Below are 13,799 nucleotides of genomic sequence, written 5' to 3'. Positions count from 1 at the left end.
CCGGTCGTGCCTGCTGCTGCGATCCGTTCACTTCTTTTTGTTCTTAACGCGCGCAAACACCGGGCCCCATAGCGGATGCCCCTTCTCCCCCGGCTCAAGGTCGAAGTTCGGGTCGAGTTTCAATGCTTTTTCAAACTGATGCCTGCATGCGACCTTTCGTCCGCTCACGCAGTAACTGAAGGCGCTGTACTTGTATGCTGATAACTGGACTGGCTTTTCTGCACCCTTGACGGTATTCAGCTTCCTGATCGCGCCGTTGAAATCGCCGTCGTTGTACAGGGCGATGCCCTCGTTTAATGCAATCTCTGGCGCGGACGATGTTCTTTCAGGGGTGTGCGTCTTCTTTTCCGCTGCGGCCGACTTTTCACCACTTGCCTTGGATGATGGTGACGCCTTTTCCGCGACAGGCTTGGGTGCTGGCTCGTCGTGCTTCGCAGTCTGGAACGTGCTACATCCCGCCATCAGCAGAGAGCCGGCAGACAACGCAAGGAGTAAAAAACGGGGAAGTCGATTCATGAATTAGCCGAAAAATGATGCTCGATGGTCAGTCGTTTTTTTGGATGAATCTCGACATCGATGACATGCGCCTTAAATGCCGGATTCTCGATCTTGATGCGATGTTTACCTTCAGGCAGCGAGAAGTGCTTCAATGGGGGACTGACGCCCTTCTCCACGCCGTCGACCGATACCGTTCCCCATGGCGCAATATTCAGCTTCACATCGCCAGGCGCGCCTTCCGGTTGCTTATCCTTCGCTTGCGCTGATGTCGTCTCGCCGGTGTTTTCTATCCGCTTGATGAGTTCCTGCTCCTGCACCATCGCCAATCTGGTTTCAGCCACTTGCGCGAATGTTCCATTGGGGTAGCGCTTGAGATAGGCCCTTATTGCAGCGGGCGTGGCGTCCTTGTTGTCCTTGAGCTTGTCCCATTCGCTGGTCTCAGTGTCTGCAGATGCGCCGGCGCCGGCAGAGGCAATGGTCTCCCCCGCCTTCGGCTTGCCACGAACAAGCAGGCCGCCCGTTACGGCGAGGGCAAGGACAAGCGCTGCTGCGATCCACGGCCATTTTGCTTTTGGCGCCGGCGTCGCTGGGACGCTTTTGCCTGAACTCGTTATCGGGCCTGCGCTGTTCGTGGCTTCTGCCCTTGCGAGAATCGTTGCACTGTGTGGTGGCAATTTTTCCGGCAATGCCTGACTTGATGGCTGGCTCTGACTCCGCGCACCAGTCGCCAGACCCAGCAAGCGACGAAACTCGTCGATTGACTGTGGGCGCTCCTGCGGCTGTACATGCAGCCCCTTGTCGATCGCTGCAAGGAATGGCTTGCTGAATCCCGGGTAATCCCCGGTCTCCAGCGTCGCTATCGGGTCCTTGATCATGCGGCCGACAGATACCGGCGGGGGTGATTTTGTGATCAGCAAATAGATCACGGCCGAGAGCGAATAAATGTCGGTCCACGGACCTTGCATCATGGCGGCATCGTCGCTGAACCGCTCGTCGGCGTACTGTTCAACCGGCGCATAGCCGGGCTTGAGAATCACCGTCAGGGATTGCGTGATATCGCTGATGATCTGCCGCGCAGAGCCGAAATCGAGCAGCACCGCCTGCCCATTGTTCTGCACCATGATGTTGTCGGGCGAGATGTCGCGATGCAGGATGTTGACCTTGTAGAGTGCCTCGAGCGCTTCAAGCACGGGAGCGAGGATCGATTTCAGCCAGGCTTCGGTGATGACGGCGGGGTTTTCACTCAGGATCGTTTTCAGTGTCCGGCCTTCGTAATACCGCATCGCCATGTAGCCAGTGTTGTTCTGCTCCCAGAAGCGATAGACCTTGATCAGCGCAGGATGGTCGAACTGGGCCAGCAGCCGTGCTTCGTTGATAAAGCTTTTCAAGCCTTTTTCAAAGGTGTGCTGGTTTTGCTTGGCGCGAATGGTGACGCTATCGTCCTTGCCGCGGCCAGCCAGCAAGGCAGGCATGTATTCCTTGATGGCGACGGTGCGCTGCAGCGAGTGATCGAAGGCGAGATAGACAATGCCGAAGCCGCCCTCGCCAATGACGCTGCGGATCTCGAATTCTGCAAGGCGTGTGCCGACGGCGAGGCAATTTTCTGATAACTGCGACGTGTTTTGCGTGTTCGATTGGATGACGTTCTGATTCACACTATGCCTGGTCGGAGGGTGATTCCGGATCTGCTATCCAGATGGCGATTGCCGTGTAATTATCGCGCGGGGCGTGCGAAGACAGCGCGCTTTCGCCGGCCATCTTTTCCAGTGCATCGAGCCAGCGCTCTACTGAACTTGCGCCTTGCAAGGCTGCCTCCATCTGATTCTCTGCAATCCATTCCCAGAAACCGTCGGTGCACAGGAGGAAGGCATCACCGCTTGCAAACTCGCTCGACTCCTGGACAGGGTCTGCCGCCTCGGCATCGGACACGCCGATCGCACCGAGCAGGCTGCTGCGCAGCGGGTGAGCGCGCAACTCGTCCGCTGTGCAATAACCTGCTTCGACGAGCTGCTGCACGGCGCTGTGGTCTTTGGTCACCCGGCAGACTTTTTGATCGCGAAACTGATAGATCCTGCTGTCGCCAAGATGGCCCCATTGTGCCTCTCCCCGCTCGCAGTCGAGCAGCAGCACGGCGACCGTGGCGCTCATTTTTTTCAACGCCGCATCCGTGGCCTGCAAGCGCGCGACTTCCGCTTTGGCTGCATTAAGGCAGGCAAGCAATGCCGCATCGGTGACGGCGTCCTGCTGTTCGAAATGCGTGACGACTGTATTCACGATGGCATGCGAGGCAATCTCGCCGCCATTTTCACCGCCCACTCCATCTGACACGGCGAAGCAAGCCCGCGCATCACGCATGGAAATTCGATAGGCGTCTTCGTTTTTGGCGCGGCCACCCGTATTCGTGACTGCTGCGAAACGCAAGGTCAGGCGTGGCTTGAGGATGGCGACGGATTTACTCAATTGATTCACTATTTTTCGCTGCACTCGTCGCCGCATTCTTGATGCGTTCCGTCTCTTTCTCGTACGCGTCCAGAAACGCCTGGCCAAAGACCGTCTGCAGATCGCCGTCGTGCTTGCGCTTGATGTGGTCATGGACTTCGTGGAACTTGTCCCACGCGCGTGCCTTGCGGGCGGAGGGCTGCAAGGCATCAATCAGCGGCCTGACTGGCACGTCTTTTTCAAGAACCGCCGGGTTAAGCGATCCGACCAAGGCACGCATCTCTTCGCGCATGCCTGCCAGGAGAGCCAGTTGATGTGCCTTGATGTCTTCGTGTGCGTCGTCCATCGCCTCTATCGGGCTCATGAAGCCGGGCATCTTCTTGCGCAGCATTTGCGTGAGCACGGTCTCGCTGTCTGAGAAAAACTTCAGCGGGTTGTTATTGCGCACGACGACCATCGTGACTTCTGCGTGCGCCTCCCTTTTTACTGTTGCGCGCAGCTTGCTCAGCTCAAGAGTGCTGTTGATGGAGGTTTTCAGTAGCTGACCAACAAGTTCCATCAGCTCCGGCGTCAGCCCGGAAGGCAGTGCCCCTGCCGGCAAGCCCGCACCTTTAAGAAAGGCTTCTGTTAATAGGCTGGCATCGTCCATATTGCTTTTATCCTGCAGACTCGCGTCACTCCGGGGTGATGACACGCCGTCCGATTCTGTCGCCATACGCGATGTATTCATTCGCCCAGCCCCTTCCATGCAAAGACCCGTGTTGCGACTGCACTTATTTACAGCTTGTTCAAGTTGCAACAATGAATGATTGACATCTCAGGTCTGGTCTTCCATTGCGTTGCCCTAGGGCCGATCCTACCAAAGCCTTGCCGTATAGCAAATAGAGAAAGGAACAATACAACTCTTTCCTATGAGCGAAAAGTTGTTTTTTCTCTCGGCTCACGTGTAATGGCCCACTGAATATCTGCTCAGGCCATCACCTTGAAAGGGAAATGACATGAGCATGATGATAGAAGAAGAATTCAAGCGCTGGGCGGCGAAGCGCAAGGCGGCTCTTGCGATCGAGATCATCCGGCAAACGTAGGGTGCGCTCGGCGCACCAATCCCCTCTTCATCGCCGTTATACTTTGCACACCTGATTTTTCTCCGCACCGGTGCGAGCGGCGCACCCTACCATTCTGCCAATGCCGAATTATCGAAGAGCAATCGTCGCCGGCGGCACTTTCTTTTTTACCGTGAACACGTTTCGTCGACTTGGTGTGTTGACCGAAGCGCCGGTGCGAACTGCACTGCGTGAAGCTGTTCGCCACACGCGGGAGCAGCATCCATTTGATATCAATGCCTGGGTGCTCTTGCCGAATCATCTGCATTGCATCTTAACGTTGCCCGCAGGTGACTCGGACTTTTCGATCCGCTGGTCAAAGATTAAACGGTATGTATCAAGAGAGTGCGGCGCATCGCTGGGTGTGAAAGAGTTGTCCGATTCTCGGAATAATCGGCACGAACCCGGCTTGTGGCAGAGGAGATTCTGGGAACATCAGATTCGCGACGATGCCGATTTCGCCCGACATGCAGATTACATTCATTGAAACCCCGTGAAGCATGGGTAATCCCCCCATTTTTTAAGCCGACTGAGCAGAGTCAACGGGCAAAAGGGGGCAGGCCTTGCAAGCACACACGCGTGATTGCATGACCTGCCCCATCCTCTACTGCTCCAATTTGGAACACCTGCACGCGCAAGCGGTAAACGCCATGCGCAAGCGCTGCAACAAGTGATCGACCAGAGTTTCTCGTAGCTTGACTCACGTCATTGATGCGGCGCGATATCACTCGCTAGACTGGTTCCATTCTTCACTGCAACGGAGTAACCGATGAAAACAATGCCTGCGGGTTTACTAGTCCTGGCCCTCGCGGCCGCCTTGAATGCTGCTCCAGCGCTCGCATCCGCGCCGGCCGATAACGCATCGCGCGTGCCCGGCGCAATCGAACGTGCGGAAGCGAAAGATTCAGCGGGCTTGCTCGCCGATGCAGTCGCCTATCTGCAAAAGCATGGCCCCGACAAATCGTTCAACGCGTTTAACAACCGCAAGGGAGCGTTTGTGCATGGTTCGCGTTACGTCTATGTCGTCGGCACGGACGGCATCATGTATGCGAATGGCGGAGTGCCGGATGCACTGGTCGGCGTCAATGTCAGCGATTTGCGCGACGAGGCCGGCAAGCCGTTCATGCACGAACTGCTGGATACCGCCCGTAGCAGCGACACCGGCATCGTGCAATACCGCTGGCTGAACCAGGCCGACAATCGCATCGAAGACAAGACAGTATCCTTCCACAAGGTAGGCAAGTACATCGTCTGCGTTGGTTACTACATTCCGCACTCGGCCCCGGAAGAGGCGCAGGCACTGCTTGAAAGGGCCGTCGCGCAGATTCAGAAGGCCGGCGCCGGCCCCGCCTACCAAAGCTTCAACGATCCGAAAGGCGGTTTCATCCGTGGCGACCTGTATGTCTTCGCGATCGGCATCGACGACGGCAAATATCGCGCCTCCGGCGCCGTACCTCAGCTCAGCGGCACCGATGCACGCGAACTGCATGACGCCGCAGGCAAGCCGCTGGTGCAGGAAATGATTACGCTGGCAAAAGAGAAAGGCAATGGAACGGTCGATTATGCGTGGCGCAATCCGGCCACTAACGCGGTCGAGGCCAAGCACTCGCTGATTCAGCGCGTGGGCGATGTGCTGGTCGGAGTCGGGTACTACTCGAAATAATCAGGCCATCCTCGCTGCGGCGCGAACGGGGGCAGGTCTTGCAATCCAACCTGTATGATTGCAAGACCTGCCCCCGTTTTTGCATTCGCCAAACAGATAACGAACATTTAAGGCAAACACCATGGAAGACAAGTTGACGAAGGATGAACTCGAGGCACTCGCCCAGATTCGTCGATTGAGAAAGGGGGAGCGCGAGAGCGCGTGCGTGTCCCGGAACGCCAAGCGGCTCGCCGGCCTGAAATACATTACGTGCAAGGGCGGCGTGTTTGCGCTCACGGAAAAAGGGCTGCAGACATTGTTTTTGAAACGCTGCATCGACGGACTGCGCGCAGTGGCGTACTCCGTACCCGGCGCCATCGACCCGGACGTCGCAACGTTCCTGAGCAGGAAAGGGTTGATCGCGCCGCGGACAGTCGGGGAAGGATTCGACGTGACCGAACGTGGACGCGAGTCGCTGGCGGATATTGATTCGAGGGAAAATAAGCCGACATAAGTCGGCCGTTACTTTACGCCCAATTTTTTCATCAGTGCACCGAATGCGGCCTGTGCACAAGGATTCATCGTTGCATCGCCGGATGCAGCAGCATTGGCGTCATCCTCTTCATACGCTTCCGCAAGATTTTTCCACCCCCTGCTCGCCGCGAAATGACCGAACTCTTCCGGTGCTTCGAGGACGATCAGCTTGTCGTCCTGCAGGCCGGAATCGCCAGCACCGAAATCCGGGCCGTCGTAGCCGAGCATGCGCAGCCTTGCCAGGATCTGTCGGATGACGAGGGGATCTTCGTAGAGCGGGTCGTCTTCCATGGCCGCGTCCAGGTCGACATAAACGTCGATGATGCCGTAGCCCTCATCATAGATGCGGATCGCGCGGATTGCCCATGTCCGTCCCAGGGAGTCATTGATGCGGAACGGGCCGCTCAGCCGGATGACGTTGTCGTTGTCCATACTCAATGGTGCACCATCAAATGGATATAGGGGGCAGGCTTATATGGGGGCAAGCACGATTAAATCTTATGTCATCTCCCTAAATTTTTTTGACAAAAAACTACCTATATCGGTCGAGTCTGCCTCCACATTGCCGCGCTTACTCCGGAAACGCACCCGGCGTACCGAAAAAAAACCATTCATCCCCCGTCGCAGCGCTCGCCTTCGGCAAGATGATGTGCCCATCCTCCGGGGCGACGAGGTCGCCTTTGGCTCCGCTTGCAATGACCTCACCGGATGCAATGCGGTCGAAGTGCTGCCATGGCTTGACGAAGGTGGCCTCCGCCTCCTTGTAGAAGACGCTTTTCATCCAGACGCAACGTTGTGATTCAGGCGCAACGCCCGCATCCAGCGAACGCGCCGCTTCGCAATCGGGCGCGAGCATGTCAAGATGCGCCAGCGCCCGAAGAATGGCGCGATAGCCGACGTCGGCCGCATCGGCGTTGTGGTGGTGCCCGCACTCCAGTGTCACCGCCAGCGCACCGTTGGCGCGCGCATACTCGGTCGTGCCCTGCGACTCCTTGTCGCCACCCTTTCCGCCACTGCCGAATGCATCGGCCCACCCGCAGACGAAATCGCGCACACCGAGTGCGCGGGCAAACCCGACTTCCTCCGGCCGTGACTGCGAGCCGCCGAGGAAAACGAACGGGCCGCCTTGCGAGGCATAGGAATGCAGGTCCAGCAGAACGTCTGCGCGATCGAGAAAGCCGCAGACGACGGGGTCGAGATGATCTTCGTAGTGCCGTTTCTCTTCCTTCGGGAAAAGATAGCGGTTCAGGTTGCGCTCGACGAAGCGCGTTTTTTGCGCGTAGGCACGCGGATTGGCAATCGGCATCACTTGCAGGGTGCCGCGCTGCAGGGCAACGACGCCGCTGTCGAGATCGGACAGCAGCCTTGTGATGGCGGCAGGCCCGCAGTATTCATTGCCGTGCACGCCGCCCATGACGGCGAGTGTCTTGCCGGGTGCCAGGGCATGGTGAAAGACGGTTTTTACAGTCATGACATTTCCGAAATCAGGAAGAAGCGAAAAGGAAGTCTCTCATGCCGTGTCGCAAATCTCAATCAACTGGAAGTGATGTGAACTGGCTAGGTCTTGCGATCATGCGCCGGCTGAATCGCAAAAACTGCCCCCCCCGAACTCACGTGCCCGCTCCACCGCGGTGCGCGAGACGCACCCTGAACTCATCCCAGGTTCAGCGATACAAGCAAAATTTTTTCAGCGGCGATGTCACATTGCGCACGATAGAATCGTCTTGATGATGTGAGCGCAATCACTGCATCACCTCAACCTCTCCATCATTCACAGGAAAGAGAACAATCATGAGCCATACCAATGCCAAACCCCGCCTAAACTTTGCCGAGCAGACGCCTGAACTGGTCAGGAAGCTCCAGGAATTCAGCATGGCCATCACCAACAGCGGACACATCGAGCAGGGGCTGTCCCATCTGGTGGATATCCGCGCCTCGCAGATGAACGGCTGCGCCTTCTGCCTTGACATGCATGTCAAGGAGGCGAAGCTGCACGGCGAACGCGAGCTGCGCCTGTATCACGTGGCAGCGTGGCGCGAGTCGCCGCTGTTCACTCCCAAGGAACGCGCCGCGCTGGCCTATACCGAGGCGCTGACCCAGCTCGCGCCCGCCGGCATCTCTGACGAGCTCTACGCCGAGCTGCGTGAGCAGTTCAGCGAGAAGGAGCTCTCGACGCTGACCTTCCGCGTGATGGGCATCAACGCCTGGAATCGCCTCAACGTGGCCTTCCGCACCACGCCGGGCGTGCTCGACAAGGCCCTTGGTCTGGACAAGGCCGGGCTTGTTTGAGCGGGCGAGTAGCCGGCTAGTAAATCATCCAGATAAAAACGCAGGGTGGGCTGAGCGCACCGTGACAGCGTTGGCAAGTGCGTTAATGCTGCATTATCGGCAGGCGAGGCATTGGCGGGTTTCGCTTTGCTCAACCCACCCTACTATCCTTTATCCATCATCATTATCTGGATGATCTGCCAGGGAGTGATGCAACGGAGATGGTGCATGCGCATCGATGCAGGATGCGCATGCATGTCTTCTATTCCGCAGAAAATTCCGCCGCCGCCTTCGCCGCCCACAGCGCCTTGTTGTAACTGTCGAACGGCGCGTCGTAGCTTTCGTAGGTACCATTTTCACCAACGAAGTGAGTCCACCAGCCGGCCTCACCCCGGACGATCGCTATGTCGCCGTCGCGACAGTGCTCCGCGATGGATTCGCCGTGTTCGAGCGTAACGATGTTGATGCGCCGGTGACTGATGACGGTAGGCATGACAATTCCGAAACAGGAAGTGTTGAGATTGCTGGTTCGACCAGCAATGACTGGGAATATCGCGGCTCGACGCTATTTATTTTAATTGCTGCGATGCGCTCCGGGGTCGCGTGAAGCGCGCCACGTTGCCTACCCGACAACCAGCGCAAATGCCGGCAAGCCGGTTCGCGCCGATCCCCACTCAGCAGAACTTCCTGGCCGCATCCAGTGCCAGCCCGGCACCGATGCTGCCGAAGCGGTCCCCTTCGACTTTGCGCGCATGCGGCACCGCTGCTGCGATCCGTTCACGCAGCAGCGGCACACCGCTCGACCCGCCGGTGAAAAACACCGTATCGACCGATCCCGGGGCGACGCCGGCGTCCCGCATCAAGTCGCGCACGGTCTTTTCCACCGCGATGGTGAGATGATCGACGGCGGCGTCGAAGCGTTTGCGGTCGAGCGATAGCGTCTTCGGCGGCGACAGCCGGTCGAGCACGAGTTCTGCGGCACCGGTATCCGACAACGCGATCTTTCCTTCTTCCGCCCGCAGCGCCAGCCAGTGCCCTGCCCTCTCTTTAATCAGGTGCAGCAGGCGGCCGAGCTTGTCGCGCTCGATCGCGTCCCGATGGATCTCCTGCAATTCACGTTCCGCCCGCTGCGTATAGGCGAGATTGATGGTGTGCCAGGTCGCGAGATTGAAGTAATAGCTGGACGGCACTTCGTTATTGCTCTTGAGCCTGCTGCCCAATCCCAGCAAGGGCATCACGCAGGAGAGGCTGAGATACTTGTCGAAATCGGTGCCGCCGATATGAACGCCGCCGTTGGCGAGGATATCGTCGCGGCGCTCCGGCCTGCCGGCGCGTTTTGGGCCCAAGCGTATCAAGGAGAAATCCGAGGTGCCGCCGCCGATGTCGGCGATCAGCACCAGTTCTTCGCGGTCGATCTGCGATTCGTAATCGAAGGCGGCAGCGATCGGTTCGTACTGGAAGGCCACTTCGTTATAGCCGGCCGCGAGTGCGATTTCCCTGAGCGTGTTTTCCGCGAGCTGATCGGCATTGGCATCGTCATCGATGAAATGGACCGGGCGCCCGAACACCGCGCGGTCGAACGTGCTTTGAGCGGCCGCTTCGGCGCGGCGCTTGAGCTCGGCAATGAATTGCGACAACAGCATGCGAAACGGCAACGCGCGCCCCAGCACTTCGGTCTGTCCCTCGATGAGGCTTGTGCCCAGCAGGCTTTTCAGGGAGCGCATCAGGCGCCCCTCGTAGCCGGCCAGATAATCCACCAGAGCGGCACGGCCGAAGCTGGTCTCATCCTCTTCCGCATTGAAAAACACTGCCGACGGCAAGGTCGCCTTCCCGTCTTCCAGCGCCAGCAGCGCCGGCCGGCCGGGACGGCTCCAACCTATGGTGGAGTTGGAGGTGCCGAAATCGACGCCGCATGCGTTTGTCATTTTGGAAATCTACGGGATTCAGGAGGGGCGCTAATGATACGTGAATTGGACCGATGGGATCAGCCAGCATGTGCCGGCATGGAGTTATCATCAAGTCTCCCTCGGCTGCGCCATCAACGGCCGGGGGCCGCGCCTCGATGGCGCATCAACACTTGCCCGACGCCCTCATTCAAAGGTTCTCATGCCCCAGAACACCTCGTCCGTCTCCAGCGCGGCTTCGATCCTTGCGGCGCGCCGCAGGAATGCCGAACAAGGCCCTCGCCTGCCCGAATGGTGCCGGCCACTGGATGTCGATACTGCGCTCGCAATCCAGTCAGGCGTCACAGGGCAACTCGGCGTGCCGGTGCGCGCATGGAAATGCGGCACGCCGTCCGAGGGCCGCGTTGTCATGGCGCCGATTTGCGCCGTGACCATGCAGGATGGCGGGGATTGTCCCGCCATCGTTCGCGCTGGGCATGTTCGTGTCGAACCGGAACTGGCGTTCATTCTTGGCAAGGACTTGCCGGCGCGCGATGCTGCCTATACACAGGCTGACGTCGATGCCGCGATCGCGGAGACGCGTCTTGCGCTGGAACTGATTGACAGCCGCTACAGCGATCCTGCCGGCGCGTCTTTCGCCGAAAATCTTGCGGATGGCTTGCTCAATCAGGGAGTGTTCATCGGCAAGGTGGTCGAGACGCAAAAGGCACACGCGGCTGCGGCGATGCCGATTCGCGTGACACTTGAATCAGGGCATGAAACATTGCTCGACGGTCGTCATCCGGATGGAGATCCACGCGCTCCGCTGTACTGGCTGGCGGAATTCCTGCGCAGCAGGGGATCTGGCTTGCAAGCGGGACAAGCGGTGATTACCGGCTCGTACGCTGGCAGTTTCGACCTGCCTGTCGGAGAAGAAGTAACTCTCCGTTATGGCGATCTCGGCGATTTGGCGGTGCGTTTTTTGAAACGATGACCGTCGCATCGTGAAGGGCGAGGCCAAGCCTTCGGCAAACACCATTGCATGCGAAAGTCGCAAGAGCTGAACCGGTTTTGCATTGTGCATCATGCGACGACAGTGGGAACCGCCTACCTCGAATATGGGATGTCGAAGATTTCGCCGGATGATAAGTTCCAATGCGAACTGGCACCACGAATTTGCCGCCGCCGCGTTGTGCCAATACAATCAGCGCTGGCCTCGCGCAGCATCTATCCAGGTATCATCAAAACAAGAAAACAGCGATGGAGGCATGGCACCACTGCACATAACGCTCATCACAAAGGGAGGAAAATGAGCGATCAGACAAAACGCGTCCGCTTCCTGGTCAGGCTCGTGCCTGCACTCATCCTGATCAGTCTCGTCGCCTGGTGCACGACCAACAACCGTGCGCGCCAGAGCGCCACGCCGACGCTGGTCGAGATCAGGGAGCTGTTCCTTTCGACCGGGCAGATCGACAATTCGTCCAATTCGGTCGACCTTGCCGCCGTCGCGAAACGCATCGGCGAGCCGGGCATGAACGATGTGCTGTATGAAGCGGCGTCGAGCGCGTCGCTGGACACGCTCAAGTGGCTGGTTGCGCATGGGGCCGACCCGAAGAACATCGGCGCGCTGCATGAGCTCACATTGCTGCAGAAAGCGGCGAAGGTGCCGCGCGTCGAACGGCTCGAATACTTCCTCAGCTTCGGGCTGGATCCGCAGCAGCGCACCGGCGAGGGCATGACCTTGCTGCACATCGCGGCGCAGGCCGGCATGGACCAGCGTTGCCTGCAGCTTCTCACGTCCAAAGGGCTGAACCTCTCGGACGTCGATTCCTTCGGCCGGCAGCCGATCCATGTCGCGTCCGTGAAATCGATTCCCGTATTGGTTGCCGCGGGCGCAGACATCAATGCGAAGGACAGCAAGGGTCGTACTGCCCTGCACCATGCGGCAAAAGATGGCAAGAACGATATCGTCACCGAACTGCTGCATTATTCCGCGTCTGTCTACGCGCAAGACGATCACGGGCGGACGCCGCTGCATCTGGCCGCCATGAAGCTCAATTACGATTCGGAGAAGGTCGTTGACACGCTGCTCGCCGCTGGCGCCCCGACCACGGCGCGCGACCAGGATGGCATGATGCCAAGGGACCTGGCCATCGAAGCCCGCGAAAACAGCCGCTACGGATCGCGCGGCTCGATCATCGACAAGCTGTAGCGCGCAGGTGCCGGGCGCTACGCGGGAACTCAGTAACGGTTATACCTTCTTCGCGGAACGCTGACATCCGGCCTGCCATCGGAAGGCACTGCATTGAAGTGGTATTCCAGCGCCTTGATATCGTCGGCGGAGAGCGCATCGCGGAAACTCTCGCGCAGGAACTTGTACACGGTCTTTTCAAAGGCGCTGCAGTCGGCGGCCTGTTGCGACTGCTCTTGATAGAGCGCGTCCGACTGGTCGCGCTGATTCGCATAGCGGCTGTAGCGCTGTTCCGCTTGCCGCACGCGCTCGCGCTTCATCGGCCCTTCACAGCTGACGCGAAGCGCAGTGGCGAGGCGGTTATCGATCCGGTAGCACTGATTGCGCCGCATCGTGAGCCGGATGCACGTCTCCCCCAACTTCTTGTCGTTCTCGCGGGCCTCCAGCAAGGAGAAGGCCGTGCTGTCCCGCGCCTCGGCCGCCTGCTGCCCTTGCGTCGCGCAGGGCTGATCGGAATAGGTCACGACGCCAGCAGCGTCGGTACATTTGTTGATGCCAGCGGAGGCAACGGACGGATTCAGAATGAGGACGGAAACAGCAAGGCTGCCACATGCGATTAAGCGCATTTGCTCTCCAAGGGAATTATTGTTTTGTTTTTTTATGGTGCCGGCCGGGTTGCGGCATTGCGTGCATTGTAAGCAATCCGAGGCTGCACGGGCTAGGTGTGGGGCACTAAATGTCCTGATCCCATCGGCAAAGCGGTAGATGATCTCCGTATGCGCTGAAGATAAAACAGGAGATCAGAATCAGATCAGAATCAGGTATCGGCAGCGCCGGACCCGATGGTATCTGCCGCAGGCAATTACCGCATTCAAGGGGAACGCCTGCCCCGCCAATTCCGCTAAGATGGCGCTTTTTGCCAATTTCATCGTCATGAAACGAGATCAAATGCTCATGGAAGCGATCCTGGGAAAGCTTCTGGAAGCGCCGGAACCTCAGCTCAGTGCCGTCGCAATCGCCCAGCGCCTGAACACGGAACAGGCAGTCGTTCACCACCACCTGCACCTTCTTGCAGACAAGGGATGGACGGCGGAATCGGACGGCGGTTTCTGGCGGCTGACCAATACCGGGCATGATTACCTGGACGGCTCGCCTGAACAGGGCATTTCGCTGAGATCCCTTGCGTAGAGTCCGTCTTGAACCGGTCGAGCGGCCGGCGAATGCGGCACGCTGAACGATTG

16 protein-coding genes are annotated in these 13,799 nt (G+C 58.6%); 7 read left to right on the top strand and 9 right to left on the bottom strand.

Annotation, left to right across the window (positions count from 1 at the left end):
- Positions 1 to 27: 27 nt before the first annotated feature.
- Genes VJ698_RS12475 through tagH form a run of 4 tightly spaced genes read right to left on the bottom strand, consistent with a single transcriptional unit; the run spans position 28 to position 3,667 of the window.
- The gene (locus tag VJ698_RS12475; RefSeq protein WP_324103090.1) at positions 28 to 516 is read right to left on the bottom strand and encodes a TssQ family T6SS-associated lipoprotein; all 489 of its coding nucleotides are present in this window, start codon (positions 514 to 516) and stop codon (positions 28 to 30) included.
- A complete protein-coding gene (locus tag VJ698_RS12470) occupies positions 513 to 2,153 on the bottom strand; it encodes a serine/threonine-protein kinase (RefSeq protein WP_324103089.1) in 1,641 nt (546 codons plus the stop codon). Before VJ698_RS12470 ends, VJ698_RS12475 begins: the two co-directional genes overlap by 4 nt.
- A gap of 1 nt (position 2,154) precedes the next feature.
- Positions 2,155 to 3,045 (bottom strand): PP2C family serine/threonine-protein phosphatase, encoded by an 891-nt coding sequence (locus VJ698_RS12465; RefSeq protein ID WP_324103088.1) that lies wholly within the window; start codon positions 3,043 to 3,045, stop codon positions 2,155 to 2,157.
- Positions 2,951 to 3,667, bottom strand: a complete 717-nt coding sequence (tagH, locus tag VJ698_RS12460) for a type VI secretion system-associated FHA domain protein TagH (RefSeq protein WP_324103087.1) — start codon at positions 3,665 to 3,667, stop codon at positions 2,951 to 2,953. Before tagH ends, VJ698_RS12465 begins: the two co-directional genes overlap by 95 nt.
- A 455-nt stretch (positions 3,668 to 4,122) precedes the next feature.
- Here tagH and VJ698_RS12455 point away from each other — a divergent pair, with 455 nt between their 5' ends.
- From VJ698_RS12455 to VJ698_RS12445, 3 genes are all read left to right on the top strand, one after another.
- The gene (locus tag VJ698_RS12455; RefSeq protein WP_324103086.1) at positions 4,123 to 4,527 is read left to right on the top strand and encodes an REP-associated tyrosine transposase; all 405 of its coding nucleotides are present in this window, start codon (positions 4,123 to 4,125) and stop codon (positions 4,525 to 4,527) included.
- Between the two features lie 282 nt (positions 4,528 to 4,809).
- On the top strand, positions 4,810 to 5,703 hold the full coding sequence (locus VJ698_RS12450) for a cache domain-containing protein (protein WP_324103085.1): 894 nt from the start codon (positions 4,810 to 4,812) through the stop codon (positions 5,701 to 5,703).
- 121 nt (positions 5,704 to 5,824) lie between these two features.
- Positions 5,825 to 6,196 (top strand): hypothetical protein, encoded by a 372-nt coding sequence (locus VJ698_RS12445; protein WP_324103084.1) that lies wholly within the window; start codon positions 5,825 to 5,827, stop codon positions 6,194 to 6,196.
- Positions 6,197 to 6,204: 8 nt separating this feature from the next.
- On the opposite strand, the gene VJ698_RS12440 is transcribed toward VJ698_RS12445, so the two are convergent.
- Together VJ698_RS12440 and VJ698_RS12435 are read right to left on the bottom strand one after the other, a co-directional pair.
- Positions 6,205 to 6,648, bottom strand: a complete 444-nt coding sequence (locus tag VJ698_RS12440; protein WP_324103083.1) for a hypothetical protein — start codon at positions 6,646 to 6,648, stop codon at positions 6,205 to 6,207.
- 139 nt (positions 6,649 to 6,787) lie between these two features.
- On the bottom strand, positions 6,788 to 7,687 hold the full coding sequence (locus VJ698_RS12435; RefSeq protein WP_324103082.1) for a succinylglutamate desuccinylase/aspartoacylase family protein: 900 nt from the start codon (positions 7,685 to 7,687) through the stop codon (positions 6,788 to 6,790).
- A 320-nt stretch (positions 7,688 to 8,007) separates the two neighbouring features.
- Here VJ698_RS12435 and VJ698_RS12430 point away from each other — a divergent pair, with 320 nt between their 5' ends.
- Positions 8,008 to 8,505: a carboxymuconolactone decarboxylase family protein gene (locus VJ698_RS12430; RefSeq protein ID WP_324103081.1), complete on the top strand. Its 498-nt coding sequence runs from the start codon at positions 8,008 to 8,010 to the stop codon at positions 8,503 to 8,505.
- Positions 8,506 to 8,746: 241 nt separating this feature from the next.
- Here VJ698_RS12430 and VJ698_RS12425 read toward each other — a convergent pair whose 3' ends face one another.
- Together VJ698_RS12425 and VJ698_RS12420 are read right to left on the bottom strand one after the other, a co-directional pair.
- Positions 8,747 to 8,977 (bottom strand): hypothetical protein, encoded by a 231-nt coding sequence (locus VJ698_RS12425; RefSeq protein WP_324103080.1) that lies wholly within the window; start codon positions 8,975 to 8,977, stop codon positions 8,747 to 8,749.
- Between the two features lie 181 nt (positions 8,978 to 9,158).
- A complete protein-coding gene (locus tag VJ698_RS12420; protein ID WP_324103079.1) occupies positions 9,159 to 10,409 on the bottom strand; it encodes an Hsp70 family protein in 1,251 nt (416 codons plus the stop codon).
- A 181-nt stretch (positions 10,410 to 10,590) separates the two neighbouring features.
- Between VJ698_RS12420 and VJ698_RS12415 the strand changes: the two genes are divergently transcribed.
- Positions 10,591 to 11,361 (top strand): fumarylacetoacetate hydrolase family protein, encoded by a 771-nt coding sequence (locus VJ698_RS12415; protein ID WP_324103078.1) that lies wholly within the window; start codon positions 10,591 to 10,593, stop codon positions 11,359 to 11,361.
- A 315-nt stretch (positions 11,362 to 11,676) separates the two neighbouring features.
- Entirely contained in the window at positions 11,677 to 12,579 is a 903-nt protein-coding gene (locus tag VJ698_RS12410) for an ankyrin repeat domain-containing protein (RefSeq protein ID WP_324103077.1), read from the top strand.
- A gap of 29 nt (positions 12,580 to 12,608) precedes the next feature.
- Here the strand turns inward: VJ698_RS12410 and VJ698_RS12405 are convergent, their stop codons facing one another.
- Positions 12,609 to 13,184, bottom strand: a complete 576-nt coding sequence (locus VJ698_RS12405) for a DUF4124 domain-containing protein (protein ID WP_324103076.1) — start codon at positions 13,182 to 13,184, stop codon at positions 12,609 to 12,611.
- Positions 13,185 to 13,323: 139 nt separating this feature from the next.
- On the opposite strand from VJ698_RS12405, the gene VJ698_RS12400 reads away from it, so the two are divergent.
- The gene (locus tag VJ698_RS12400; protein WP_324103075.1) at positions 13,324 to 13,746 is read left to right on the top strand and encodes a hypothetical protein; all 423 of its coding nucleotides are present in this window, start codon (positions 13,324 to 13,326) and stop codon (positions 13,744 to 13,746) included.
- The last annotated feature ends 53 nt before the right edge of the window (positions 13,747 to 13,799 follow it).

This window comes from Noviherbaspirillum sp. (assembly GCF_035254685.1).
Lineage (GTDB): Bacteria > Pseudomonadota > Gammaproteobacteria > Burkholderiales > Burkholderiaceae_D > Noviherbaspirillum.
The sequence above is the reverse complement of the archived record's forward strand: the minus strand, read 5'-3'. Positions and strand labels throughout refer to the sequence as shown.

What these genes read in the sequence shown, in the direction of transcription:
- VJ698_RS12475 (WP_324103090.1), bottom strand. Translation starts at nt 516, where the DNA reads ATGAATCGACTTCCCCGTTTTTTACTCCTTGCGTTGTCTGCCGGCTCT.
- tagH (WP_324103087.1), bottom strand. Translation starts at nt 3,667, where the DNA reads ATGAATACATCGCGTATGGCGACAGAATCGGACGGCGTGTCATCACCC.
- VJ698_RS12455 (WP_324103086.1), top strand. Translation starts at nt 4,123, where the DNA reads ATGCCGAATTATCGAAGAGCAATCGTCGCCGGCGGCACTTTCTTTTTT.
- VJ698_RS12450 (WP_324103085.1), top strand. Translation starts at nt 4,810, where the DNA reads ATGAAAACAATGCCTGCGGGTTTACTAGTCCTGGCCCTCGCGGCCGCC.
- VJ698_RS12445 (WP_324103084.1), top strand. Translation starts at nt 5,825, where the DNA reads ATGGAAGACAAGTTGACGAAGGATGAACTCGAGGCACTCGCCCAGATT.
- VJ698_RS12440 (WP_324103083.1), bottom strand. Translation starts at nt 6,648, where the DNA reads ATGGACAACGACAACGTCATCCGGCTGAGCGGCCCGTTCCGCATCAAT.
- VJ698_RS12435 (WP_324103082.1), bottom strand. Translation starts at nt 7,687, where the DNA reads ATGACTGTAAAAACCGTCTTTCACCATGCCCTGGCACCCGGCAAGACA.
- VJ698_RS12430 (WP_324103081.1), top strand. Translation starts at nt 8,008, where the DNA reads ATGAGCCATACCAATGCCAAACCCCGCCTAAACTTTGCCGAGCAGACG.
- VJ698_RS12425 (WP_324103080.1), bottom strand. Translation starts at nt 8,977, where the DNA reads ATGCCTACCGTCATCAGTCACCGGCGCATCAACATCGTTACGCTCGAA.
- VJ698_RS12420 (WP_324103079.1), bottom strand. Translation starts at nt 10,409, where the DNA reads ATGACAAACGCATGCGGCGTCGATTTCGGCACCTCCAACTCCACCATA.
- VJ698_RS12415 (WP_324103078.1), top strand. Translation starts at nt 10,591, where the DNA reads ATGCCCCAGAACACCTCGTCCGTCTCCAGCGCGGCTTCGATCCTTGCG.
- VJ698_RS12410 (WP_324103077.1), top strand. Translation starts at nt 11,677, where the DNA reads ATGAGCGATCAGACAAAACGCGTCCGCTTCCTGGTCAGGCTCGTGCCT.
- VJ698_RS12405 (WP_324103076.1), bottom strand. Translation starts at nt 13,184, where the DNA reads ATGCGCTTAATCGCATGTGGCAGCCTTGCTGTTTCCGTCCTCATTCTG.
- VJ698_RS12400 (WP_324103075.1), top strand. Translation starts at nt 13,324, where the DNA reads ATGATCTCCGTATGCGCTGAAGATAAAACAGGAGATCAGAATCAGATC.